Source organism: Janthinobacterium sp. 67, assembly GCF_002797895.1.
Classification (GTDB): domain Bacteria; phylum Pseudomonadota; class Gammaproteobacteria; order Burkholderiales; family Burkholderiaceae_D; genus Janthinobacterium.
Map to the genome: position 1 here is coordinate 4,619,576 of NZ_PGES01000001.1, position 24,085 is coordinate 4,643,660.

The following is a 24,085-nucleotide window of genomic DNA, read 5'->3' on the forward strand; positions in this document are numbered from 1 at the left end:
CGTGGAGGTTGATCATGCTGAGCTTGAAAACCGCGTCGCTGTGGCCGCTCCCGGCGCGCCTCGCTTGCGCCGCCCTGGCCGGCATGCTGGCGGCCGCGTTGCTGCACGTCGTGTGGCTGGCTGGATTGATGGCTGCCGTGCAGCTGGCGCAAGGCGAGGAGGCCCGTCTGCGTGCCGATTATCTGGTGGCGCAGGCCAGGGCGAGCCAGTTGCCCCAGTGGCGCGCGCAGCAGCGCCAGGCGGGCGCCGAGCTGGCCCTGCTGGAACAGCAACTGCCCGACCAGCAAGCGATGGCGGCACTGTTGACGGACATTAACGCCGCAGGCCAGTCGCGCGGCCTGCAATTTTCACTGTTCAAGCCAGGCGCGGCCCGGCCGCAAGTGCCGTACGTCGCCTTGCCGATCACCATACAGTTGCGCGGCGGCTATCACGCCATGGGCGCGCTGCTGGCGGACCTGGCGCGCCTGCCGCGCATCGTCACCGTGCATGCACTGGCCCTGACCCTCGGCAAGGACCGCTTGCTGACCCTCGATGCCGTGCTGCAAGCGTATCGCTTGCCCGAAGCGGGGGAGCTGGCGGCGCAAGCGGCATTGGCGCCCAAGGCGGGCGCGCCCGCAGTGACACCAATTTGGCGTCCGCTTGCCGCTGTCGCGCCGTATCCCTACGAGGCCGTCGCCCTGGCCGATCCATTTAATGCCTTGCCGCCAGCGCCTGCGCCCGGTCCGCGGGGAAGCGTGGCGGGGCCCGACCCGCGCCGCATGCGCGAAGCGCTGGAAAGCGTGGCCTTGCCTGCCATCAGCATGGTCGGCAGCGTGCAGCAGGACGGGCGCCTGAGCGCATTGTTGCTGGCGGGCCAGCGCGTGTACCGGGTGGCGGTGGGGCAGTACTTGGGGCAAGACCACGGTGTGGTGACGGACATCAGTGAACAGGCAGTGCAGTATCGCGAACTGTTGCGCGAGGCGGATGGTCCCTGGCGCGAGCGGCGCGGCAGCCTGGCCTTGCAGGTGGCGGGGGCGAGTCCGAAGACCAGCCTGCCCGAGGCGGCGCCATGAGGCCGCGCCGCATGCTTTTGGCCGCCATGCTGTGCCTGCACGCCAGCGGCCTGGCCCAGGAAGCCGTGGTGAACGTGACGGCGCCACGGCTGTATGCGGGCGACAAAATCTCCGTCGATTTCCAGAACGTGGGCGTGCGTGCGGCCCTGCACATCTTGGCCGACGCATCGGGGCAAAACATCATCGCCAGCGACAGCGTGGCGGGCAATGTCACCGTGCGCCTGCGCGACTTGCCGTGGGACCAGGCGCTCGACGTGCTGCTGCAGGCCAAGGGCCTGGACATGCGGCGCAACGGCAGCGTGCTGTGGATCGCGCCGCGCGAAGAAATCCTCGCGCGCGAAAAGCTGGAGCTGGAACAGCGCGCGCAGATCGCGGAACTGGAACCGTTACAGTCTGCCATCTTCCAGCTCAATTACCAGAAGGCCGAAGCGTTTCGCACCGTGTTCGGCCTCGATGCGGGGGAAGGGCGCAGCCGGCTGCTGTCGCGCCGTGGCAGCGTGCTGATCGAGCCGCGCACGAATCAACTGTTCATCACCGACGTGCCGGCGCGCCTGGAACAGATCCGCCAGCTGATCGCCAGGACGGATATTCCAACGCGCCAAGTGATGATCGAGGCGCGCATCGTCGAGGCGAACGACAGCTTCAGCCGCAATCTGGGCGCGCGCCTGGGTTTTACGGACCAGCGCCTGGCGGCAGGCCAGCAGCCCGGTTTTTCCCTGGGCGGCAGCGGACGCCGCGCGGCCGTCGGCGGCAGTTACCAAGGCGTGGGCGAGGCGACGGGGCAAGCCGTGGCCGGCAGCGGCGCCTTCGTGCCGAACACGCAATTCGTCAACTTGCCGGCCGCCAGCATCAATGGCCTGCAGCCGGCCAGCTTCGCCCTGAGCCTGTTTTCGGCGGCCGCCAACCGTTTCCTGAACCTGGAATTGTCCGCGCTGGAAGCCGATGGCAGGGGCAAGATCATTTCCAGCCCCCGCGTGGTGACGGCCGACAAGGTGCTGGCACTGATCGAGCAGGGCATCGAGCTGCCCTACCAGGTGGCCACCAGCAGCGGCGCCACGTCGATCACGTTTCGCAAGGCGAATCTGCGCCTGGAAGTGACGCCGCAGATCACGCCGGACGGCAACGTGGTGCTGGAAGTGGACGTCAACAAGGATAGCGTGGGCCAGGAAACCCGTTCCGGTTTCGCCATCGACACCAAGCACGTGCGCACGCAAGTGATGGTGGAAGATGGCGGCACGGTGGTGCTGGGTGGCATTTATCAGCAATCCGAACGGGGCACGGATAGCAAGGTTCCTCTACTTGGCGACATCCCCGTGCTCGGTGTTTTTTTCCGCAGCACGGGCCGCAGTCAAGAAAAAACGGAACTGATGGTGTTTATTACGCCGAAAATAGTGGCAGATCGGCCAGCAACACGTTAATGTCACATCTTTACGTTTAAGTAACAATGCACACGAAAGCGGACTGATGGCGACTATGCGGAATGTATCTTGGGGCAACACTTATTGGAGCCGGGTATCGAATTGGCTGGTCTTGCTGGCGCTGGGCGCCTTGCTGGCCGCGTGTGGCGGCGGTGGCGGCGACCCGACCCTGGGTGTCAAGGATGGCGCGAATGCAGGCGTCGGCAGCGTGGTACTGGTTGCTGGCGCAACAACGATTGTGGCATCGGGCGCGGACGGCACGGAAGTCGTGCTGACGGCAGTGGTGAAAAATGCCGGCAATAATGCCATGACAGGCCAGACGGTGACCTTCACCGCCAGTTCCGGCACCATCAGCAATACCAACCGCGTGACGGACGCGAATGGCACGGTGACGGAAAAACTCAGCGTGAAAGGCGATGCGAGCTTGCGCGACATCACCATCAAGGCCAGCAGCGGCGGCGTCGAATCGGCCCCCGTGGTGGTGAAAGTGGTGCCCGTCACCTCCGGCATTGCCAGCTTGCTGCTGACGTCTTCCGGTGGCACCCTGGCGTCGTCGGGTGGTACCGCCGTCAACGTGATCGCCTTTGTCAAAGACGCCAACAATGCCGTCGTGCCCAATGCCAGCGTGACATTCAGCGCCGATTCGGGTGCGCTGGGCGCCACGAGCGTCACGACCAATACACAGGGCCAGGCGCTGGTCAGCCTGAATACGGGCGGCGACGCCAGCTTGCGCACGATCAAGGTGACGGCCAGCGCAGGCGCGCAGACGGCCAGCACGGACATTGGCGTCAGCGGCACCCGGCTGGTCATCAGTGCCTTTTCGACGGTGAACCTCAAGACGAACACCGACATGGTGGTCAAGCTGGTCGATTCGAGCGGCAATCCCCTCGTTGGCAAGCCGGTGACCTTCAGCGCCCGCAGCAATGCCATCACGGTCAAGGGCGGCGGCACCAGTCCCGCGCTGACCGATAACAACGGCCAACTGGTGTTGAGCTACAACGCCCAGGCGGGCAGCAGCGACAGCATCAGCGTCAAGGCGCAGGGTGACAGCGTCGTGTTGCCAATCGCAATAAATGCATCGAATTTCACAATCAATGCCGTATCGGGTGGCAATGTGGCGTTGGCTACCTTGAACACGAACACCTGCTATGCGGTGACGGTCCATAGCGATGTGGCTGGCGTGCCACAAACGGGCAATGTGCGTTTCAGTACGTCGCGCGGCGCCATTTACCAGGATGCCGCTTGCGGCACGCCATTGCAGGCGCCGCTGGCGCTGGTGGGCGGCAATGCCATTGCCTACGTACAAGCCAGCGGCGCCGGCCCGACCGCCCTCACGGCGAAGTACGAAGACAGCGGCGTCTCGGTGCAGTCGGAAGTGGAGTTCGTTGCGCCATTGACGGCCCAGGCCGCGATCAGCCTGCAAGCCGACCCGGCCGTCATCGGTGCCAATACGGCCGGCAGCACCGCGCAGCGCAGCGCCTTGCGCGCCATCGTGCGCGATGGCACGGCGGAAAACAATCTGGTCAAGAATGCACAGGTGAGCTTCTCGATCCAGGCCGACGCCAGCAATGGCTCCCTGAGTTCGCCTTCGCTGGTCGCCACCGACAGCGATGGCGTGGCCACGGTCAGCTACATCGCGGGACAGGGCACCACCGGTGTCGATGGTGTCGTTGTCAAAGCGCAACTGCAGGGTGTGTCGAGCAATGCGGCCACGGTCAAGCTGACGGTGACGAAAAAATCGCTGTTCATCAGTGCCGGCAGCGGCAATACGCTCGACGCCACCGACAGCAGCACCTACCGCAAGACGTATAGCGTGTTTGTGACGGATGCCGCCGGCAATCCCGTACCTGACGTGATCATCACGGCCGCGGCCTGGCCCCGCTATTATTACAAGGGTTATCTGCAGTATTCCCCGGCTGCCGAGTCGTGGATAGCCGTGAGGACGGCGAATGCCTGTGACAATGAGGACAGGGATCGCAGCGGCACCTTTAATCTGAACAACGACTTCAACCATAATGGCCGTCTCGACCCCGGCATTCCGCTCAATTTGTCGACCGGCGGCAAGACCGACAGCTCGGGAACGGCGATCATCACCCTGACTTATCCGCGCGACAGGGCCAACTGGCTGGACGTCGAATTGACGATTCGTGGCAACAGTTCCGGGACGGAGGCAACTTATGTCGGTTACACTTTGCTTCCGGGGCTGGCCACGGACTTTAACCGCGTGGGTGTTTCACCTCCAGGCATCATTAGTCCGTATGGGCAAGCCACTGATTGTCGCAATCCAAATTAACTGTCGCAGCACATGCAAAATCTGTTTTTAGTAGGCCTCATGGGCGCAGGCAAAACCACGATCGGGCGCATCCTGGCCCGCAAGCTGGGCCTGCGCTTTGTCGATTCCGACCACGAAATCGAGGCGCGCACGGGAGCGACCATCCCGTGGATCTTCGAAATCGAGGGGGAGGCCAGCTTTCGCCGGCGCGAGGCCGAGGTCATCCGCGACCTGAGCGCCCAGGAAGGCATCGTCATGGCCACGGGCGGCGGCGCCATCCTCAATGCCGACAGCCGCGCCTACCTGAAGGAGCGGGGCACGGTCGTGTATCTGCGCGCCAGCGTCAGCAACATCCTCGCGCGCACCAGCCACGACAAGAACCGCCCCCTGCTGCAGACGGCCGACCCGCGCAGGAAGCTCGAAGAGCTGACGGCGCAGCGCGAGCCCCATTACATGGAAGTGGCCGACATTGTGATCGACACGGGCCGTCCTAACGTACAATCGATGGTCCAGACCATCCTGATGCAGCTGGCCAGCCTCGAATGCGAGGCTTCGCCCAACTGCGTCATTCATGCAGAGCCTTCGATGAACGAGCAATCCAAAATGTTGTTGAGCGTAGACCTCGACGAACGCAGTTATCCGATCGCCATCGGTCCTGGCCTCTTGGCCGACGCCGACGCGCTGCTGCGCCATATCAGCGGCCACAAGGTGGCCATCGTCACCAATACCACCGTCGCGCCGCTGTACCTGGGCCGCCTGCAGGCGGCGCTGGCCAGCGATGGCCGCGAAGTGATCAGCATCGTCCTGCCGGACGGTGAGGAATACAAAAACTGGGCCAGCCTGATGCAGATCTTCGACGCGCTGCTGGCCAACAAATGCGACCGCAAGACCACCCTGGTGGCGCTGGGCGGCGGCGTGATCGGCGACCTGACCGGTTATGCGGCCGCGAGCTACATGCGCGGCATCGGCTTCGTGCAGGTGCCGACCACCCTGCTGGCGCAGGTCGATTCCTCCGTCGGCGGCAAGACGGGCATCAACCACCCGCTGGGCAAGAACATGATCGGCGCCTTCTACCAGCCGCGCGCCGTGATCGCCGACACCTCGACCCTGGAAACCCTGCCGGCGCGCGAGCTGTCGGCCGGCCTGGCCGAAGTGATCAAGCATGGCGCCATCATCGATGCGGCTTTCTTCGACTGGATCGAGGCGAACATGGCCAAGCTGATGGCGCGCGACAAGGGCGCCCTCGCGTATGCGATCGCCCGCTCGTGCGAAATCAAGGCCGACGTGGTGCGCCAGGACGAGCGCGAAGGCGGCTTGCGCGCCATCCTGAATTTCGGCCACACCTTCGGCCATGCCATCGAGGCGGGCCTGGGCTACGGTCACTGGCTGCATGGCGAAGCCGTCGGCTGCGGCATGGTCATGGCGGCCGACCTGTCGTGCCGCATGGGTTATATCGACCAGGCAGCCGTCGAGCGCGTGCGCAAGCTCGTCGCCGCCGCCGGCCTGCCCGTCAAGGCGCCGGACCTCGGTGTCGACCGCTGGCTGGAATTGATGGAGGTCGACAAGAAGAACGAGGGCGGCGCCATCAAGTTCATCCTCTTGCAACCGCTGGGCAGCCCGAACATCACGTCCGCGCCCCACGAACTGGTGCTGGCCACCCTGGCCGCCGGAGTGCAATAACATGCTGCCGGAAGACTTCCTTGCCCCCTATGCGGCCCATTCGGCACAGGGCCAGGGACGTCGCTTTGCCGAGGCGCCGCACGCCTCGCGCAGCCAGTTCCAGCGCGACCGCGACCGCATCATTCACTCCTCGGCCTTCCGCCGCCTCGAATACAAGACCCAGGTTTTCCTCAACCACGAAGGAGACCTGTTCCGCACGCGCCTGACGCACAGCCTGGAAGTGGCGCAAGTGGGGCGTTCGATTGCGCGCAACCTGCGCCTGAACGAAGACCTGGTCGAAGCCATCGCGCTCGCGCACGACCTGGGCCACACGCCGTTCGGCCACGTGGGCCAGGACGTGCTCAATGAATGCATGCAGGAGCACGGCGGCTTCGAGCACAATCTGCAAAGCCTGCGCGTGGTTGACACGCTGGAAGAGCACTACGGCGCCTTCGATGGCTTGAACCTGATGTTCGAGACGCGCGAAGGCATCCTGAAACACTGCTCGCTGACGCATGCGCGCGAACTCGGTCCCGTTGCCCAGCGCTTCATCGATCGCACGCAACCGACCCTGGAAGCGCAGCTGACCAATCTGGCCGATGAAATCGCCTACAACAGCCACGATATCGACGACGGCCTGCGTTCCGGCCTGATCACCATCGCCCAGCTGGAAGAGGTGGAATTCTTCGGCCGCCTGTGGCGCGACGTGCAGCAGGCGTTCCCGGGCCTGTCGGGCCGGCGCGCCATCTATGAAACGCTGCGCCGCCTGATCACGGCCCTGGCCGACGATCTGATCGTCACCTCGACCGGCCTGATTGCCGATGCCGCGCCGCGTGATGTGAACGAAGTGCGCGCCAGTGCCCCGCTGATCCGTTTTTCGGACGCCATGCGCAAGGACGCGACGGAGCTGAAACGCTTCTTGCGGGCGAACCTGTATCGTCACTACCAGGTCAACCGCATGCGCGTGAAAGCGAGCCGCATCGTGCGCGAACTGTACGACAGCTTCATGGCCGAGCCGGCCCTGCTACCGCCCGACTACCAGCTCAAGGATGGCGACGTCACGCAGCAGGCGCGCAAGATCGCCGACTACATCGCCGGCATGACGGACCGCTACGCGATCCGCGAGCACCGCCGGTTGTATTCGCTCGACGAGCTGTAACGGTCACTGCGGGCACCGATCTACCCCTTGGGATGAATTGTCAACGTAGGTCGGATTAGGCCGCAGGCCGTAATCCGACAACATTGTTGGCGCGGCCCCATTACTCCGCATTGCCGATCCTGTCAATCGGCATGATCATCTAGGTCCCCACCTGATCACCCCAATACCCCCGCGGCACCTTCTTTTCTATCATGGCAGCAAGTCAACAAGGGCTTGCCGCCCATCGTCAAGGAGAGTGTCATGATTGAATCGCGCCGCAGTTTCTTGCGCGCCTTGCCAGCCGTAACCATCGGGGCGGCCATCGCGCCGCTGCCCAGCAAGGCGGCCACCAAGGGCGAAGGCGGCCAGCGCTGGGCGATGGTGGTCGACGTGCAGAAGTGCATCGGCTGCCAGGCTTGCACGGTCTCCTGCATCATGGAAAACGCCGTGCCGGAAAACAGCTTCCGCACCGTCGTCTCCACCTATGAAGTCAAGGAAGAGAACCGCTGCGGCACCTACATGCTGCCGCGCCTGTGCAACCACTGCGCCAATCCGCCCTGTATTCCCGTCTGTCCCGTGGGCGCCACCTTCCAGCGCAAGGATGGCGTCGTCGTCGTCGATGGCGACCGCTGCGTGGGCTGCGCCTACTGCGTGCAGGCGTGTCCGTACGACGCGCGCTTCATCAACCACGAAACGGGCAAGGCCGACAAATGCACGTTCTGCGCACACCGCGTCGACGAAGGCTTGCTGCCGGCCTGCGTGGAAACCTGCGTGGGCGGCGCGCGCATCTTCGGCGACCTCAATGATCGGGAAAGCCTGGTCCATCAGCTGCTGACCGAGAACAAGGTGAAGGTGCTCAAACCCGAGCAGGGCACCCAGCCCCATGTGTTCTACCTGGGACTGGACACGCGCTTCGCCGGCCACGTCGAGGGCGAAGCGACTCTTTGGCAACCGAGCAAACACGGGAAATAAACCATGGACAGCCACATCACCGAAATTGTCAACGTCACGCGCGAAGCGGCATGGCTGCCGTGGGCGGTGCAGTATTTTTTCCTCATCGGCCTCAGTTACGGCAGCTTCATGCTGACCCTGCCGTACTTCGTTTTCGGCCGCAAGGCGTATGAACGCCTGGGGCGCATCGCGCTGCTGGCGTCGCTCGTGTGCGGCATGACCGCGCCCGTGGCGCTGCTGGCCGACTTGCACGGGCCGGGCCGCTTCTACCACTTCTACATTTACTTCCAGCCGCAGTCGTGGATGTCGTGGGGCTCGTTCTTCATTCCCCTCTACCTGGGCTGTCTGATGCTGTACGCGTGGCTGGCGCTGCGCGTGGACTTCGCCACGCGGGGACAGGGCCAGGACCGCCTGGCCTTTGCCTATCGCCTGCTGGGGCGCGGCGGCGCCGCATCGCGCAAGGCCATCGTCAGCGCCGCCGCCTTCACCTTGCTGGCCGCCTTCGTTGTGGGCCTGTACACGGGCATGGAAGTGATGGTGGTGCGCGCTCGTCCCCTGTGGTTTACGCCCTTCCTGCCGGCGCAATTTGCGGCCACGGCCTTTGTCGGCGCGGTGGGCCTGGCGTTGCTGTTCAACCGTTTCCTGCCTGGCCGCGACCAGGCCCTGGAAGTGTCCTTGAACCGCGCGCTGGCCCTGTCGCTGGCGCTGGTGCTGGCCCTGGGCGGCGGCTGGCTGTTCGTCAGCCTGTCCGGCGTGAGCGCCAGCCACAGCATGGCGTTCACCCAGGTGGCCGGCATGCCGCAATGGCAGTTCACGGCCGTCTGGGCCGTGCTGTCGGCCATCGTGCCGATGGCGCTGGCCATCTGGCGTCCGGCCACGAGTGGCCTGGTCAACGGCCTGATCGCGCTGCATAGCGCCTGGATGATGCGCTGGACGATATTCATCGGCGGCCAGACGATCCCGAAAACGGGCGCGGGCCTGTATGACTACCACCTGCCGATGGGGAACGACGGCTTGATGGGGATTATCGGCACGGCCGGCCTGTGGATCGCGCTGCTGTTGCTGATGCTGGAATTTTTGCCATGGGCCGGACGCGTCGTCGCTGCACGCAACCGTTCCGCCATGGCCACGCACTGAGGAGTCAAAAATGAACGATCAAACACACAATGGCGTCCCCGAAGACGACAATGAAAAACGCCGCAAGCTGCTGCGCTATGGCGCCATCGGCGGTGGCCTGGCCGCGTTTGCCGCCAGCTTTTCCACCACGGCCGGCCGCATGGTCGACCACGCGCTGGGCAAAGACAAGCCTGTGCAGAAACTGCACGGCAATTCGCTGCCGCCCGAGTTTTCCGTCGACACGGCCACGGGCAAGCTGACGGTCAATCCGGACCAGCAAGTGAGCTACACCATGTGCATGGGCTGCACCACGTTTTGCGGCGTGCGCGTGCGCCTCGATAAAAAAAGCGGCAAGGTCTTGCGCGTGGCGGGCAATCCGTACAGCCCCCTGTCGGCCGATCCGGCGCTGCCATACCAGACCTCGATACGCGACAGCTTCGTCTCCCTGTCGCGCTTCCAGGAAAAGGGCTTGAAGGGCCGCTCGACGGCTTGCGGCCGCGGCAACGGCGTGCTGGAACAGATGGAGTCGCCGTTCCGCGTGCTGGCGCCCATGAAGCGCGTGGGCCCGCGCGGCGGCGGCCAGTGGGAGCCGATCGCTTTCGATCAACTGGTCAAGGAAGTGACGGAAGGCGGCGACCTGTTCGGCGAAGGCCACGTGCAGGGCTTGCGCGCCTTGCGCGAGCTGGAAAAACCGATCGATCCGGCGCAGCCGGAACTGGGCCCGCAAGTCAATCAGGTGGGCCTGATGTGCAGCACCGACGATGGCCGCCTGGCGTTCGGCACGCGTTTTTTCAAGCAGTCGTACGGCAGTCTGAACCTGGTCAACCACGGCTCGTATTGCGGCGGCGCCTATCGCAGCGGTTCGGGCGCCATGTTCGGCGACATGAAGAAAATGCCGCACGCGAAAGTGGACCTGGAAAACACGGAGTTCTGCATTTTCGTCGGCACGGCGCCGGGCAATGCGGGCAACCCGTTCAAGCGCCAGGGCACCCTGATCGCCAAGGCCCGCTCGGGCAAGCGCGAATTCAGCTACGTCGTCGTCGATCCCGTGCTGACGAACGCGGACAGCCTGGCCGCGGGCGACCGCAGCCGCTGGGTGCCGATCAAGCCGGGCACGGACGGCGCGCTGGCCATGGCCATGATACGCTGGATCATCGAGCACGAACGCTATGACCGCAACTTCCTCGTGCAGCCGAACCTGAAGGTGGCGGAAGCTGCGGGCGAGGCCGCCTGGTGCAACGCCACGCATCTGATCATCAACGAAAAGGGCCATCCGCGCGATGGCCGCTACCTGCGCGCATCCGATATCGGCGCGGTGGAACTGGCGGAAGAAGAGCGCTACAAGGATGGCGACGCCTTCTGTGTGATCGACGCCGCCACGCAAGCGATCGTGCCGCACAATGCGGCCAAGGGCGAGGCGCGCCTGTTCTTCGATGGCCCGCTCGACGTGGCCGGCGCGCCGCTGCACCTGAAGACGGCGATGACGATGCTCAACGAGGAAGCGCAGCGCCACAGCATGGAGGAATACGCAAGCGCCTGCGGCATCGGGCTCGACATCATCGAAGGCCTGGCGCAGGAACTGACCAGTCACGGCAAGCGCGCCGCCGTCAATGCGCACGGCGGCATGATGTCGGGCGCGGGATTTTATAACGCGTACGCGCTGGTCATGCTCAATACCCTGATCGGCAATTTGAACCGCAAGGGCGGTACCCTCGTCAATGGCGGCAGCTTCAAGGATGCGGGACCCGGTCCGCGCTACAACCTCGAGAGTTTCGACGGCGAGATCAAGGCGGCCGGCATGCCGATCGGACGCAATGTGCCGTATGAAAAAACCTCGGAATTCAAGCTGAAGAAAGAAGCGGGCAAGGCCTATCCGGCCAGGGCGCCGTGGTATCCGAACGCGCCCGCGCTGGCCACCGAATGGCTGACCAGCGCCATGAACGGCTACCCGTACACCTTGAAGGCGCTGATACTGTGGAGCTGCAATCCCGTGTACGGCATCACGGGATTGCGCGCGCAGATCGGCAAGGAACTGGCCGATCCGAAGAAGATACCCCTGATCGTCGCCATCGACCCCTTCATCAATGAAAGCTCGGCCTTTGCCGATTATCTGCTGCCCGATACCTTGCTGTATGAAAGCTGGGGCTGGGCCGGCGCCTGGGGCGGCATGCCCGTCAAAATGAGCACGGCGCGCTGGCCCGTGGTCGAGCCGCGCGTGCAAAAAACGCCGGACGGCCAGACCATCTGCATGGAATCGTTCTTCATCGCGCTGGCCAAAACGATGGACTTGCCCGGCTTTGGCCCGGAAGCCCTGCAAGACATGGATGGCCAGCGCTTCCCCCTGCAGCGAGTGGAAGACTGGTATCTGCGCGGCGGCGCCAACATCGCGTGGCAGGGAAAAACGTCCGTGCCTGACGCCAGCGACGACGACATCGAGCTGTCCGGCGTGGCGCGCATCCGCCCCGAACTGGAACGCACCTTGAAGCCGGAAGAGTGGCGCAAGGTGGCCTTCATGCTGGCGCGGGGAGGGCGCTACCAGAGCTATGGCGAGATGTTCGGCCTGCGCCTGCCGCCGCCCGCGAACCCCAAGGCGCCGGCAGCTCCCGCACCGGTGGCCGATGAAACGCCATATCCGCAGGACTGGTCCACGCACCGTTATTTAAAACCCATGATGCTGTACAACGAGGGCCTGGGCGTGAGCAAGAACAGCTTGAGCGGCAAGCGTTTTCCCGGTACGCCCGCGTGGAGAGTGGCGGCGTTTGCCGACGGTACGCCCGTACGTAAAACCTATCCGGCCAGCGAATGGCCGTTCGAACTGATCAGTTTTAAATCGGCGCTGCAAAACTCGTACAGCATCGGCGCGCGGCGCTTGCGCGGCATCCATCCGGACAACCCCGTCGCCGTGCACCCCGACGATGCGGCCCGCTTGAAGCTGAAAAATGGCGACGTGATTTACCTGGAAACGCCGGGCGGCAAGGCCAGGGCGACGGTGATGCTGCGCCACGGCGTGCAGCGCGGCGTGATCGCCGTCGAGCACGGTTTCGGCCACAAGGAGCACGGTGCGCGCGCCCACCGCATCGGCAAGCTGCGCCAGCCCGACGAACCGGCCATCGGCGCGGGCATCAACCTGAACGACCTGGGGCTGACGGACCCGAGCCGCGGCGACAAGAACGTGTTTGTCGATCCCGTCTCGGGCACGTCGGTGCGGCAGGGACTGCCGGCGCGGATCGTGCGGACTTAGATTTGTCCACTAGTTGGTAGGTCGGATTAGCGTAGCGTAATCCGACAGACAGCCTAAATCGCCCCACCCGCCATCAGCAGCCGGGCCACCTCGGCTGCCGAATGCAGGCCCAGTTTTTCCATCGTGTTATGGCGGTGCACCTGCACCGTCTTGTCGCTGATGCCCAGTTCGCGGGCGATGACTTTCGACGCTTTGCCTTCGGCCATCAAGAGCGCCACTTCGCGTTCGCGCGCCGTCAATGTCGCCAATGCTGCCTGTGCCGTATTTGTGCTGGCGGCGCTGCGGCCCTCTTCCACGCTGCGGGCCACGGCGCGCGAGACGGCGTCCAGCAGCACCTGGTCCTTGCACGGCTTTTCCAGAAAGTCGCAGGCGCCCGCCTTCATCGTTTGCACGGCCATGGCCAGGTCGCCGTGACCGCTGAGAAAAATCACGGGCAGCGCAATCGCGTGGCGCGCCAGCTCCTGCTGCAGTTCCAGTCCGCTCATCAAGGGCATGCGCACGTCGAGCAACAAACAGCCCGGGGCATGGCCGTCGTAGCGCTGCAGGAAATTGCGCGCCGATTCAAACGTCTGCACTTGCCAGCCGGCCGAATCGAACAGATAGGCCAGCGAGCGGCGCATGGCGGCATCGTCGTCGACGACAAAGATGATCGCATCGCTTTCATTCATGGTGTTTCCTTGTTTGCTTCCATGCCGCTATCTTCGGGCAGGCGGAACCAGACCGTCAAGCCAGGCGCATCGGCGTTGGCGTGCGCCGACAGGCTGCCGCCGAACGATTCGATGATGCTTTTGCTGAGCGACATGCCCAGGCCCAGGCCTTCGGCCTTGGTGGTAAAGAACGGTTCGAACAATCGCGCCATCTGCGCTGCCGGCAGGCCGCATCCTGCATCGCGCACGGCCACCGTGCAGGCGCCGTTTTCGCGGTGCAGCAGCACGCCGATCGGCTGCTGCGGATTGCCGTTTTCCACCTGCGCATCGAGCGAATTTTTCAGCAGATTGAGCAGCACCTGCTGCACTTGCTGCGGGTCGGCCAGCACGCGCGGCGCAAACCTGGCGCCGTCGTGGTTCCAGCTGATATGGGCGTGTGGGTGGGCCGCGCGGAACAGCGATACGGCTTGCTCCACGGCGCCGGCCAGGGCGAAGGCCGTGCTGTGCGCGGGGCGCTTTTGCGCCATCGCGCGGATGTGGCGGATGATGGCGCCTGCGCGCTCGCTTTGCGTGGCGATTTCCTGCGCGCCGTCGAGCAGCGGCGCCGCGTCGAGGCGGCCCGCCGTGATGCGGCGCGCCATGCCGCGCGCGAAATTGCCGATGGCCGCCAGCGGCTGGTTCAATTCGTGCGCGATGGCGCTGGCCATCTCGCCCAGGATGGCCAGGCGCGCCGTGTGGTCGAGCGTGGCCTGGCGCTGGCGCGCCTGTTCTTCCAGCGCGCGCTGCTGGTGCTGGGCCGCGCGCAATTGCTCCGTGCGCCGGCTGACCAGGTATTCCACGCGCACCGTATGCACGGCCCAGGCGACCAGCAGGGACAGCACCAGCAGCATCCAGCCCCAGTTGCGGCGCAGCGCCGTCTCGAACGTCAGCTTGTCCAGATAGGCGTAGGGACCGATGCGCAGGTCGCGGAACAATTCATCGACGATCTGGTAATCGCTGGGCACCGTCCAGCTGTAGCCTTCGCTGGTGCGCGGCATGGCCAGCAGGGCTTGCGCCACTTTTTTCGCCAGCGCGGGCGGCGTCTGGCGCAGTGCCACGAAGGGCCAGTCCGGATACAGCCGCGACGAACTGGCGCAGCGAAAGCCGGGAATCGGGCGCGTGGTGATCACGCGCAGTTCCTCGGCGCGCACTTCGCCGCGCGCCACCATCTGTTCGAGCAGGCAAGTGCGCACGATGCCCGCATCCATGCGTCCGGCCCGTACGGCGTCGACGATCTGCTGCGAGGGAAAACCGCTGTAGCGCAGGCTGGCAAAATCGTGCGCGGGATCGACACCCGCTTCGCGCAGTTCGCGCGCGGCGATCTGGTAGCCGCCAAAGGCGTCGGGCGCCACGGCCATCACATTCTTGCCCGCCAGGTCGGCCAGGTCATGCAAGGGCGACGCGCTGCGCACGACGATGGCCGAACCGATGGCCTGGCGCGGCGAGTCCGTCCACGGCGATTCCAGGGTGGCGATGCGGCTGGCGCCGTCGCTGTGTTCGAGCGCCACGTAATGACCGCTGCTGGTGATGGCGAAGGTGATCGTTTGCGACTGCACGGCGCGCGTCAGGCCCGCCTGGTCGTAGTCGGCCAGGATGAAACGGATGCCGGGTATGCTGGCCTGCAGGTGGCGCGTCACGTAAGACCAGTCCTGCTGCACGGCGTCGCCGCCCTTGTAGGCCAGCACGCCAATGCGGACCTCTGGCAGTGCGTCATCCGCTTGCGCGCCGTGCAGACACAGCGCCGCCAGCGCGAACAGTAAAAAACGCACTAGAACATGCTGCGCTGTGCCGAACGCGCATCGCCGAACAGGTCCAGCAGCAGTTTCTTGATCGGTGCGGGCAGTGGCGCATCCGCGATTTTCGCGCCGTCGTACCAGACGTGCGTCGCTTCCCCGGCCAGTGCCAGACGGCGCGCCAGCGTGATGCGGCAGGGGACGATGTGCAGCTTGTAGTGAGTGAAGACGTGCGCGATGGGCAGCAGCCGTTCCTGCGATTCGATCTCGCCGAACGGCGCCACGGCGCGCGCCAGCGCATCCTGGTCGATGGCACGGGGAGAGTCTGCATCGGCCAGCACGTGGCCATCGAGTTCGGGCAGGGACAGCAAGCCGCCCCAGATGCCCGAGCCGGGACGCTGTTCCAGCAGCACCTGGCCATCGTCGATGATGACGAGCATGACGGCGTGTTTTTCCGGGCTGGTTTTCTTCGGTTTGCGCACAGGCAGATCCTTGGTGCGGCCGGTGGCGTAGGCCACGCAGCGCGGCTGCAAGGGGCAGCGGCCGCAATCGGGGCTGCTGCGCGTGCACAGGGTGGCGCCGAAGTCCATCAGGCCCTGCGTGTAGGCTTCGATGCCGGTTTCCGGCAGCAGTGCTTCGGCGCGGCGCCACATGGCTTCCTCGATCCGTTTTTCGCCGGGATAGGCATCGATGCCGAAGGTGCGCGCGAATACGCGCTTGACGTTGCCGTCCATGATGGCCGCGCGCGTGCCGCTGGAAAACGCTGAGATGGCGGCCGCCGTCGAACGGCCGATGCCGGGCAGCTCGGCCAGCAGGGCCGGATCGCTGGGGAACACGCCGTCGTATTCGGCTACCACGCGCTGCGCGCACTTGTGCAGGTTGCGCGCCCGCGTGTAGTAACCGAGGCCGCTCCACTGCGCCATCACGTCTTCCACCGGGGCTGCCGCCAGATCGCGCAGGGTGGGGAAGCGTTCGAGAAAGCGCGCGTAGTAGCCGAGTACGGCCGTGACCTGCGTTTGCTGCAGCATGATTTCGGACAGCCAGATCAGGTAGGCGTCGCGCGTGTTTTGCCATGGCAGCGCGTGGCGGCCGTGCTGCTTTTGCCAGGCGATGACGGTGGCGGAAAAAGTCGGGTCGACGTAATCTTCAGGAGGTGCCGCGCCCGTGGCGGGCGAGAGCGGATGCAGCAAACGTTTCATGCAGGGTTCCAGTGTTCTGTTGTCTATGTTGCGCTGGCCGCGCGCAAGGTGGCCAGCAATTGCGCCAGCCGCGCCTTGTCGCGTTCGAGCGCCGCCAGGCTGGCCTCGAAGCCGGCGATTTTCTGTTCCAGGCTGCCCGTGGCGTCGTGGATGCGCTGGATCGAGGCAAAGCGCAGTTTCAGCTGTTCCTTGTACTCGACGATCTGCGCTTCGAGCGGCGCCATGATGACTTTCAGCCAGGCGCTGGCGTCGTCGTTGGCGTTGGTGAAACTGCGGCGCACGCGCGAGGCGATAGTGTCGAAGAATTTTTCCATCAGCACGACGCGGCTGGTGGTGAGCAGGGTCGCCGTGCCGAACTGCTTATGGTAGACGGCTTCGATGTCGGCGATCTCCTGGCGGTAGCGGGCCAGCGAGAACGGCATCGGCAAGGCCAGCGCCAGGCCGTGTTCCGAGGCGAATTTGCGGTACATCACGTTCATCATTTCCGTGATCTCGGCCGTCTTGCCTTCCGAGCGGTCCAGGTTGCTGGCGATGCGCTCGAAATACTGGCGCACGGCTTCGCGCAGGCCCGTGAAGAAGCGGCTGCGCTGCATGGCGGCGCGCACGCCATCGATATCGTCGCGCACGATGTCCATGCCCAGGCTTGTGTACAGCTCCGTGGACAGACGGGTAAACACGGCGCGCGTCGCCTGCAGCTTGAACAGGCTGCTGTCGAATTCCTTCTTCTCGATATCGACGCGGCGCATCATGTGCGCGATCACGCTCTGGTTCTTGCCGCGCAGGCTGTGCAGCTCATGCAGCTGCTCGGCGATGCCGCGCGCGCGGGCCGCCGCCTGCACCTGCTGCGCCGCTTCGATGGCGTCCAAGTCGAACGCCAGCTGGCGCCGGATGATCTCCTTGCGCGCCGGGATCAGCTCCTCGAACAGGGCCGTTTCCAGCGCCTGCAGGCGGCTCTTTTCCAGCAGCGCCGCATCGTCGTTGATCTTGCCCACCAGGGCCTTTTGCGCCGAGACGGGAAACACCTGGCCCGCATCCAGCGTCAACAGATGCGCGACGCTGGCCTGCTGGCGTTCGATCGCTTGCGCCACCTCGGCATCGCCGCGCAATTCGTCCCACATGCTGTCGATCTTGTTGAGCACCACCAGGCGCCCCGCGCCGGCGCCGATGTGGTTGCGCCATACCTCGATATCGCTGCGCGTGACGCCCGTGTCGGCCGCCAGGATGAACAGCACCGCGTGCGCATTCGGGATCAGGTTCAGGGTCAGTTCCGGTTCCGTGCCGATGGCGTTCAGACCCGGCGTGTCGAGGATGACCAGGCCCTGTTTCAGCAGCGGATGGGGGAAGTTGATGATGGCGTGGCGCCACATGGAGATTTCCACCTGGCCGTCCTCGTCCAGCATGGCGTGGGCGTCCGCGTCGCCAGCGTCGTACAGGCCGTAGCGCGCCGCTTCCTCGACGCTGACTTTTTTCGTCAGGCTGACCTGGCGGATCGCTTCCTGCATGTCGCCGCCCGCTTCGATGTTCAGGGGCAGGACGGTCCAGGCGGCGGGCAGGTCGCGGTAGTCGCTGGTTGACAGGTTCTGCGCGCGCGTCTCGATGGGCAGCAGCCGGATCGAGGGCGGGCAGGCCGCGTCGTACAGCAGCTCGGTGGGGCACATGGTGGTGCGGCCCGCGCCCGAAGGCAGGATGCGCTGGCCGTAGCCGGCAAAGAAGATGGCGTTGATCAGCTCGGATTTGCCGCGCGAAAATTCCGCCACGAAGGCAACGGATAAACGGTCGTCGAGCAGGCGGGAGCCACAGCGCGCCAGGCGCAGCGCGGACGCGCCGTCAACCAGGCCCGCCGCGCTGGCGGCTTGCCGGTATGCCTGCAAGGCGGCCTGCACGTCCTGCCGCCATGCGCTGTATTGTTCCAAATCTCTGACCATCAGGTCCCCTTTACTTTTGACAGTTCACGCAGTAGAACGTGGAACGCTGTCCCTGCACGATCTGGCGGATAGGCGCGCCGCAGACGCGGCATGGCTTGCCCGCGCGGTTGTACGTGAAATACGTCTGCTGGAAGTAGCCGGACTGGCCGTTCACGCCGATGAAGTCGCGCAAGGTGCTGCCGCCTTGCACGATGGCTTCGGCCAGCACGTCGCGGATCGCTTGCGCCAGTTTTTCGTAGCGGGCCAGGCCGATGCGCCGGGCCGGCGTCTTCGGGTTGATCCCCGCGCGGAACAGGCTTTCGGAACAATAGATATTGCCCACGCCGACGACGATGTCGCCCGCCATCAGCACCTGCTTGATATTGGTGCCCTTGTTGCGCGTTTTTTCGAACAGCAGCTGGCCCGTGAAGCCGCCTTCCAGCGGTTCCGTGCCCAGGCCGCGCAGCAGCGCGTGGCCGTCGAGCGGACCGTCGGCCTCGTCGTGCCACAGCACGGCGCCGAAGCGGCGCGGGTCCGTCATGCGCAGCACCTGGCTGCCCCCTTGCGCGTCTTCCACGACGAGGTCGAAATGGTCGTGCTTCTGCGCTTCCGTCCCCGTTGGCAGCACGCGCAAATGGCCCGACATGCCCAGGTGGATGATCAGGGTGCCGTGGCGGAAGTGGATCAGCAGGTATTTGCCGCGGCGCCCCGTCAGGCCGATGGTTTGCCCCGATAATTGGTCGCCCAGGGCAGGGGGGAAGGGCCAGCGCAGGCCGTCGCGGCGCAGCACGACGGAGCGCACGGCGCGCCCTTCGAGGTGGGGCGCGACACCGCGCCGTGTGACTTCGACTTCTGGCAATTCTGGCATAGGGCTCGAATGGTTGAAAACCGGGTAAAAAACAGGCGGCTTGCTGGCCGAGGGCAGGCCCGGGCAAGTGACGCCGCCACGATGTATATATTTCGTTACATACGTGAAGTACGCGATAGCCGCGTTGGGCGTAGAATCAAACTTTGCCGTTTAGCCAGGATCAGCCTTTGAAAAACGCTTTCGCCATTGTAACCTTGTCCGCCCTGATGGCCACGCATGCCATGGCACAGACGCCTGTCGCCCCTGTCGAGGGGGCGGCCAGCCCCGCTGCGGCCGCGTCCGCAGCGCCGCAGGAAGAGGGCGTCGAGTCCAAGGCAGACGGCTTGCCCAAGGTCGAGTTGAGCAGCGACCTGCTGTACAAGCTGACCAAGGCAGAAATGGAATTCAAGAGCGGCCAGTGGCAAGGGCCTTACGTGACGATGATGGTGGCGGCGCAGCAGACGCGTGATCCCCGCCTGGCGCGCCGCGCGTCCGAAATGGCGCTGGCCGCCAAGCAGGGACCCGAAGCGCTGGCGGCCATCCGCCTGTGGCGCGAACTGGCGCCCGAATCGGACGAGGCAACGCAATTCTTCCTCGGCTTTGTCGTGTTGACGGACAAGATCGAGGAAGCGGAGCCGATCTTCGCCGAACGCCTGGCCAATGCGCCACCGGGTGCGCGTGGCGTGGCCCTGTTCCAGATGCAGCAGATTTTGTCGCGCTCGAATGACAAGCTGTATGCGTATTCGATGGTGACGCGCCTGGTGGAGCCTTACCTCGACATGTTCGAAGCGCACCTGGTGCTGGCGCAGGGCGCCTTGTCGATCGGCGAGCGTGAGCGCGCCATCCGTGAGGCGAACAAGGCGCTGGCCATCAAGCCGAACTCGGAACTGGCCGCGCTGACCCTGGCGCAGGTGACGGGCGAACCCGAGGCGGCAAACAAGGTGCTGGCCGCTTTCCTGCAAAAGAACCCGGACGCCGTCGAGGTGCGCGGCGCGTATGCGCGCCTGCTGGTCGAGCAGAAGCAGCTGGAGCCGGCGCGCGAGCAGTTCCTGCTGCTGCTGAAAAGCCAGCCCGATAACGTGGGCGGCCTGTATGCGCTCGGCATCGTGGCGCTGCAGCTGGAAGACACCAAGGGCGCCGAGCAGTACTTCAAGCGCTTCCTGGCCGTGCTGGAGAAAAATCCCGGCGACACGCGCGATCCGTTCAAGGCCCTGATGATACTGTCGCAGATCGCCGAGACGCGCGGCGACACGGCGGGCGCCATCGCCTGGCTGGACAAGGTCGACAACAGCGCGTCGGCCGGCTATGTCGAGGCGCGCTTGCGCCGCGCCCAGCTGATCGCCCGCGGCGGCAATCTCGATGCGGCACGCAAGGCGCTGACGGAAATTGAAACGGACGATCCGGCCAGCCAGGCGCAGGTACTGCTGGTCGACGCGCAATTCCTGCGCGATGCCGGCTACGTGCAAAGCGCGTACACGGTGCTGGAAAACGCCTTGCTGCGCTTCCCCGACAATCCGGAACTGCTGTACGACTACGCCTTGCTGGCCGAGCGCCTGGACAAATTCGAGCTGATGGAAGCGAGCCTGCGCCGCGTGATGGCGCTGGCGCCGGACAATCAGCACGCGTACAACGCGCTCGGTTATTCGCTGGCCGAGCGGGGCCTGCGCCTGGAGGAAGCCCATGCGCTGATCGAGAAAGCCTTGCAGATGGCGCCGGGCGACCCCTTCATCATGGACAGCATGGGCTGGGTGCAATTCCGCATGGGTAACCTGGCCGCGGCGGAAAACGCGCTGCGCCGCGCCTATGCCGTGCGCAGCGATCCGGAAATCGCCGTCCACCTGGGCGAAGTGCTGTGGCAGAAGGGCGACAAGGCCGAAGCGCAAAAGCTGTGGCGCGAAGCGCAAGGCAAGGACCCGAAAAACGATGCGCTGAAAAGTACCCTGGCGCGCTTGAATGTCAGTTTGTGATTATTGACCCCAAGGACAAATGCCGGGGTCAGACCTTCGGAGTCTGACCTCGGGTTTTGCACTTGGGGTGGACTCAAAAAATTTCCCATGTCAAAAAACCTCTTTGCTCTCACCGCCCTTTGCCTGTCCCTCTCGGCCTGCTCGACCCTGACCTCCCCCTTTTCGTCCGGCGCCGCGCCATCGGCTGCGGCCGTCGCCCCCTACCGCGAGCAGGTCGAACTGACGGGCCGCCTGAACGTCGTGTACCAGAAGGATGACAAGCCGGAATCGGCCACCGTCAATTTCAACTGGCAGCAGACGGCGCAGCGCACGGACGTGACCTTGTATTCGCCCGTCGGCAGCACCCTGGCGACGATCGCCGTCACGCCGCAGCAGGCCGTGCTGACGCAAAGCGGCAAGGCGCCGCGCAGCGCGCCCGATGTCGATACATTGAGCGCGCAGATGCTGGGCTGGTCCTTGCCCGTGTCGGGCTTGCGCGACTGGCTGCAGGGCTATGCCGTGGGCGCCGATGGCAAGCGCTTCGCCGCTTCGCCGGCCAACGACAGCGTGACGACGAAAGACGGCTGGCGCCTGCGCTATGTGTCGTGGCAAGAAGTAGGGCAAAATGCGTCCGACAATACACCGGGCGCCTTGCCCCAACCGCGGCGTATCGATGCCGAACGCAATGCCAGCGCGCAGGCCGATGCCGTGTCGCTGCGCATCGTGCTCGATCCCGCCCCATCCGCTCAAGCACAATGACGTTGACGACCCTGAATAACTGCCCCGCGCCGGCCAAGCTGAACCTCTTTTTGCACGTCAACGGCCGCCGCGCCGACGGCTACCATCTGCTGCAGACGGTGTTCCAGTTGCTCGACCATGGCGACACCCTGCACTTCGCGTTGCGCGACGATACGCTGATCCGCCGCGTGACGGCGCTCGCTGGCGTGCCGCAGGAGCAGGACCTGATCATCCGCGCCGCCAGGCTGCTGCAGGCCGAAGTGCTGCGCCGCACGGGCGCCTTGCCGCGCGGCGTCGATATCGCCATCGACAAGGTGTTGCCGATGGGCGGCGGGCTGGGCGGAGGGTCGTCCGACGCGGCCACGGCCTTGATGGCCTTGAACCGCCTGTGGCAGGCCGGTTTGACGCGCGAGGAATTGATGGCGCTGGGCTTGCCGCTGGGCGCCGATATCCCGTTTTTCATCTTTGGCGAGAATGCCTTTGCCGAAGGCGTGGGCGAGGCCCTGCAGCCCGTCGCCACGCCCGAATGCTGGTATGTGGTGATCGAGCCTGGCGTGCAAGTGCCGACCGCCGCAATTTTTTGTGCGGAAGGCTTGACGAGAAATACCGAACCCGTCACAATAGCGGACTTTTCCAGGCACCTCGCAGAAGAAAACGATGCGGGCGGGTTTGGTAAGAATGATTTACAGCAAGTAGCATGCAGTCTTTTCAAGCCGGTAGCAGATGCGGTAGAATGGCTGGGTGCTTACGGTGAGGCCAGGATGACTGGCTCCGGTGCTTGTGTGTTTGGTGCGTTTGGCAGTCAGGAAGAAGCGGATGCGGTGCTCAGCAATGTGCCATCAGTCTGGATCGCCTGGAAGGCAAAAGCGCTGAGCCGCCACCCGATGCTCACCATGTTGTAGAGAGCAAAAAAAGATTTTGCTTAGCGTCAAATAGTCGGTATAATACTGGCCAACATGACGGCAAGCAGTCAGTAACGTAGGGGAATCGCCAAGCTGGTTAAGGCACTGGATTTTGATTCCAGCATGCGAAGGTTCGAATCCTTCTTCCCCTGCCACCCTTTCACCGTAGTCTGTCGATGCGAAGTTGGCGTCCAGTGCGGGAAAAAGCAGATGTGTCGCCACGCGGCATATTCTAAACAATGACTGACCGGGCCTATGCCCGGTTAGTGCTTTTCAAGACTTCTATATCACCTCTTGGGACTCCCATGGCTTACGAAAACCTGATGGTTTTTACCGGCAACGCGAATCCAGCGTTGGCAGAGGGGGTCGCAAAAAACCTCGGCATCCCTCTCGGTAAAGCAAACGTTTCGAAATTCTCCGACGGCGAAGTAATGGTCGAGATTAACGAAAACGTACGCGGCAAGGATGTTTTTGTTTTGCAATCCACCTGTGCTCCAACCAACGACAGCCTGATGGAAATCATGCTGATGGTTGATGCCTTGAAACGTGCTTCCGCCGGCCGCATCACCGCCGCCATTCCTTACTTCGGCTACGCCCGCCAAGACCGTCGTCCACGCTCCGCGCGTGTGGCGATTTCGGCCAAGGTGGTGGCGAACATGCTGGAAGAAGCCGGTGTCGAGCGCGTCCTGATCATGGACTTGCACGCCGACCAGATTCAAGGTTTCTTCGATATCCCAGTCGACAATATTTACGCTTCGCCAATTTTGCTGGGCGACCTGCAAAAGAAAAACTACCAGGATCTGCTGGTGGTGTCGCCGGACGTCGGCGGTGTGGTACGTGCGCGTGCCCTGGCAAAACGCCTGGGCTGCGACCTGGCCATCATCGACAAGCGTCGTCCAAAAGCGAACGTGTCCGAAGTGATGAACATCATCGGTGAAGTCGAAGGTCGCAACTGCGTGATCATGGATGACATGGTCGACACGGCAGGCACCCTGACCAAGGCTGCCGAAGTGCTCAAAGAGCGTGGCGCGAAAAAGGTCGTGGCGTATTGCACGCACGCGGTGCTGTCGGGCCCGGCGATCGACCGTATTTCGGCTTCGCCACTCGACGAGCTGGTCGTGACCGACACGATTCCCCTGTCCGAAGCGGCCCTGGCCTGCGGCAAGATCCGTCAATTGACGTGCGCGCCGCTGCTGGCCGAGACGTTCAAACGCATCATCAAGGGTGACTCCGTCATCTCGCTGTTCATCGACTGATTCGATCAGCAGTAACAGACGTAATGC

The 24,085-nt window shown here is 64.3% G+C and carries 16 protein-coding genes, 1 tRNA gene and 1 pseudogene; 13 read left to right on the top strand and 5 right to left on the bottom strand.

Features of this window, described 5'->3' with window-relative positions:
* Nucleotides 1–14 precede the first annotated feature (14 nt).
* The 8 genes and pseudogenes from CLU90_RS20730 (at nucleotide 15) to CLU90_RS20765 (ending at nucleotide 12,847) form a co-directional block, all read left to right on the top strand.
* A complete protein-coding gene (locus tag CLU90_RS20730) occupies nucleotides 15–1,052 on the top strand; it encodes a pilus assembly protein PilP (RefSeq protein ID WP_100428824.1) in 1,038 nt (345 codons plus the stop codon).
* Nucleotides 1,053–1,144: 92 nt separating this feature from the next.
* Nucleotides 1,145–2,470 (top strand): annotated as a pseudogene (locus tag CLU90_RS20735) (type IV pilus secretin PilQ); the annotation flags it as partial.
* Between the two features lie 55 nt (nucleotides 2,471–2,525).
* The gene (locus CLU90_RS20740; RefSeq protein WP_232731279.1) at nucleotides 2,526–4,763 is read left to right on the top strand and encodes a beta strand repeat-containing protein; all 2,238 of its coding nucleotides are present in this window, start codon (nucleotides 2,526–2,528) and stop codon (nucleotides 4,761–4,763) included.
* A gap of 39 nt (nucleotides 4,764–4,802) precedes the next feature.
* Nucleotides 4,803–6,422: a bifunctional shikimate kinase/3-dehydroquinate synthase AroKB gene (gene aroKB, locus CLU90_RS20745; RefSeq protein ID WP_442906706.1), complete on the top strand. Its 1,620-nt coding sequence runs from the start codon at nucleotides 4,803–4,805 to the stop codon at nucleotides 6,420–6,422.
* A gap of 1 nt (nucleotide 6,423) precedes the next feature.
* Nucleotides 6,424–7,560 (top strand): deoxyguanosinetriphosphate triphosphohydrolase, encoded by a 1,137-nt coding sequence (locus CLU90_RS20750; protein WP_100428826.1) that lies wholly within the window; start codon nucleotides 6,424–6,426, stop codon nucleotides 7,558–7,560.
* A gap of 240 nt (nucleotides 7,561–7,800) precedes the next feature.
* A complete protein-coding gene (gene dsrO, locus CLU90_RS20755) occupies nucleotides 7,801–8,511 on the top strand; it encodes a sulfate reduction electron transfer complex DsrMKJOP subunit DsrO (RefSeq protein WP_100428827.1) in 711 nt (236 codons plus the stop codon).
* A 3-nt stretch (nucleotides 8,512–8,514) separates the two neighbouring features.
* The gene (nrfD, locus tag CLU90_RS20760) at nucleotides 8,515–9,627 is read left to right on the top strand and encodes an NrfD/PsrC family molybdoenzyme membrane anchor subunit (RefSeq protein ID WP_092718325.1); all 1,113 of its coding nucleotides are present in this window, start codon (nucleotides 8,515–8,517) and stop codon (nucleotides 9,625–9,627) included.
* A 10-nt stretch (nucleotides 9,628–9,637) separates the two neighbouring features.
* On the top strand, nucleotides 9,638–12,847 hold the full coding sequence (locus CLU90_RS20765) for a molybdopterin dinucleotide binding domain-containing protein (RefSeq protein WP_100428828.1): 3,210 nt from the start codon (nucleotides 9,638–9,640) through the stop codon (nucleotides 12,845–12,847).
* Nucleotides 12,848–12,900: 53 nt separating this feature from the next.
* Here CLU90_RS20765 and CLU90_RS20770 read toward each other — a convergent pair whose 3' ends face one another.
* From CLU90_RS20770 to mutM, 5 genes are read right to left on the bottom strand one after another with little or no spacing between them, the layout of a single operon-like run.
* Nucleotides 12,901–13,515 (bottom strand): response regulator transcription factor, encoded by a 615-nt coding sequence (locus tag CLU90_RS20770; protein WP_100428829.1) that lies wholly within the window; start codon nucleotides 13,513–13,515, stop codon nucleotides 12,901–12,903.
* Nucleotides 13,512–15,302: a sensor histidine kinase gene (locus tag CLU90_RS20775; RefSeq protein WP_198511244.1), complete on the bottom strand. Its 1,791-nt coding sequence runs from the start codon at nucleotides 15,300–15,302 to the stop codon at nucleotides 13,512–13,514. The genes CLU90_RS20770 and CLU90_RS20775 overlap by 4 nt, the downstream gene beginning before the upstream one ends.
* Nucleotides 15,302–16,465 (bottom strand): A/G-specific adenine glycosylase, encoded by a 1,164-nt coding sequence (mutY, locus tag CLU90_RS20780; RefSeq protein ID WP_100428831.1) that lies wholly within the window; start codon nucleotides 16,463–16,465, stop codon nucleotides 15,302–15,304. The genes CLU90_RS20775 and mutY overlap by 1 nt, the downstream gene beginning before the upstream one ends.
* Before the next feature lie 23 nt (nucleotides 16,466–16,488).
* Nucleotides 16,489–18,390 carry a dynamin family protein gene (locus tag CLU90_RS20785; protein WP_100428832.1) on the bottom strand — a complete coding sequence of 634 codons (1,902 nt, stop codon included), beginning with the start codon at nucleotides 18,388–18,390 and terminating at the stop codon, nucleotides 16,489–16,491.
* A gap of 10 nt (nucleotides 18,391–18,400) precedes the next feature.
* Nucleotides 18,401–19,237, bottom strand: a complete 837-nt coding sequence (gene mutM, locus CLU90_RS20790) for a bifunctional DNA-formamidopyrimidine glycosylase/DNA-(apurinic or apyrimidinic site) lyase (protein ID WP_092718342.1) — start codon at nucleotides 19,235–19,237, stop codon at nucleotides 18,401–18,403.
* 167 nt (nucleotides 19,238–19,404) lie between these two features.
* Between mutM and CLU90_RS20795 the strand changes: the two genes are divergently transcribed.
* The 5 genes from CLU90_RS20795 to CLU90_RS20815 all read left to right on the top strand — a co-directional run bounded on the left by CLU90_RS20795 (nucleotide 19,405) and on the right by CLU90_RS20815 (nucleotide 24,058).
* Nucleotides 19,405–21,183 (top strand): tetratricopeptide repeat protein, encoded by a 1,779-nt coding sequence (locus tag CLU90_RS20795; RefSeq protein ID WP_092718345.1) that lies wholly within the window; start codon nucleotides 19,405–19,407, stop codon nucleotides 21,181–21,183.
* Between the two features lie 87 nt (nucleotides 21,184–21,270).
* Nucleotides 21,271–21,921 carry an outer membrane lipoprotein LolB gene (locus CLU90_RS20800; RefSeq protein ID WP_092718348.1) on the top strand — a complete coding sequence of 217 codons (651 nt, stop codon included), beginning with the start codon at nucleotides 21,271–21,273 and terminating at the stop codon, nucleotides 21,919–21,921.
* Nucleotides 21,918–22,802: a 4-(cytidine 5'-diphospho)-2-C-methyl-D-erythritol kinase gene (ispE, locus tag CLU90_RS20805; protein WP_092718351.1), complete on the top strand. Its 885-nt coding sequence runs from the start codon at nucleotides 21,918–21,920 to the stop codon at nucleotides 22,800–22,802. The genes CLU90_RS20800 and ispE overlap by 4 nt, the downstream gene beginning before the upstream one ends.
* Before the next feature lie 78 nt (nucleotides 22,803–22,880).
* Nucleotides 22,881–22,957, top strand: a tRNA-Gln gene (locus CLU90_RS20810).
* Between the two features lie 150 nt (nucleotides 22,958–23,107).
* Nucleotides 23,108–24,058, top strand: coding sequence for a ribose-phosphate pyrophosphokinase (locus tag CLU90_RS20815; protein WP_034753270.1), 951 nt, complete (start codon nucleotides 23,108–23,110; stop codon nucleotides 24,056–24,058).
* The last annotated feature ends 27 nt before the right edge of the window (nucleotides 24,059–24,085 follow it).

Coding starts and splice junctions, on each gene's coding strand:
- CLU90_RS20730 (WP_100428824.1), top strand. CDS start 15: ATGCTGAGCTTGAAAACCGCGTCGCTGTGGCCGCTCCCGGCGCGCCTC.
- CLU90_RS20740 (WP_232731279.1), top strand. CDS start 2,526: ATGCGGAATGTATCTTGGGGCAACACTTATTGGAGCCGGGTATCGAAT.
- aroKB (WP_442906706.1), top strand. CDS start 4,803: ATGGGCGCAGGCAAAACCACGATCGGGCGCATCCTGGCCCGCAAGCTG.
- CLU90_RS20750 (WP_100428826.1), top strand. CDS start 6,424: ATGCTGCCGGAAGACTTCCTTGCCCCCTATGCGGCCCATTCGGCACAG.
- dsrO (WP_100428827.1), top strand. CDS start 7,801: ATGATTGAATCGCGCCGCAGTTTCTTGCGCGCCTTGCCAGCCGTAACC.
- nrfD (WP_092718325.1), top strand. CDS start 8,515: ATGGACAGCCACATCACCGAAATTGTCAACGTCACGCGCGAAGCGGCA.
- CLU90_RS20765 (WP_100428828.1), top strand. CDS start 9,638: ATGAACGATCAAACACACAATGGCGTCCCCGAAGACGACAATGAAAAA.
- CLU90_RS20770 (WP_100428829.1), bottom strand. CDS start 13,515: ATGAATGAAAGCGATGCGATCATCTTTGTCGTCGACGACGATGCCGCC.
- mutY (WP_100428831.1), bottom strand. CDS start 16,465: ATGAAACGTTTGCTGCATCCGCTCTCGCCCGCCACGGGCGCGGCACCT.
- CLU90_RS20785 (WP_100428832.1), bottom strand. CDS start 18,390: ATGGTCAGAGATTTGGAACAATACAGCGCATGGCGGCAGGACGTGCAG.
- mutM (WP_092718342.1), bottom strand. CDS start 19,237: ATGCCAGAATTGCCAGAAGTCGAAGTCACACGGCGCGGTGTCGCGCCC.
- CLU90_RS20800 (WP_092718348.1), top strand. CDS start 21,271: ATGTCAAAAAACCTCTTTGCTCTCACCGCCCTTTGCCTGTCCCTCTCG.
- ispE (WP_092718351.1), top strand. CDS start 21,918: ATGACGTTGACGACCCTGAATAACTGCCCCGCGCCGGCCAAGCTGAAC.
- CLU90_RS20815 (WP_034753270.1), top strand. CDS start 23,108: ATGGCTTACGAAAACCTGATGGTTTTTACCGGCAACGCGAATCCAGCG.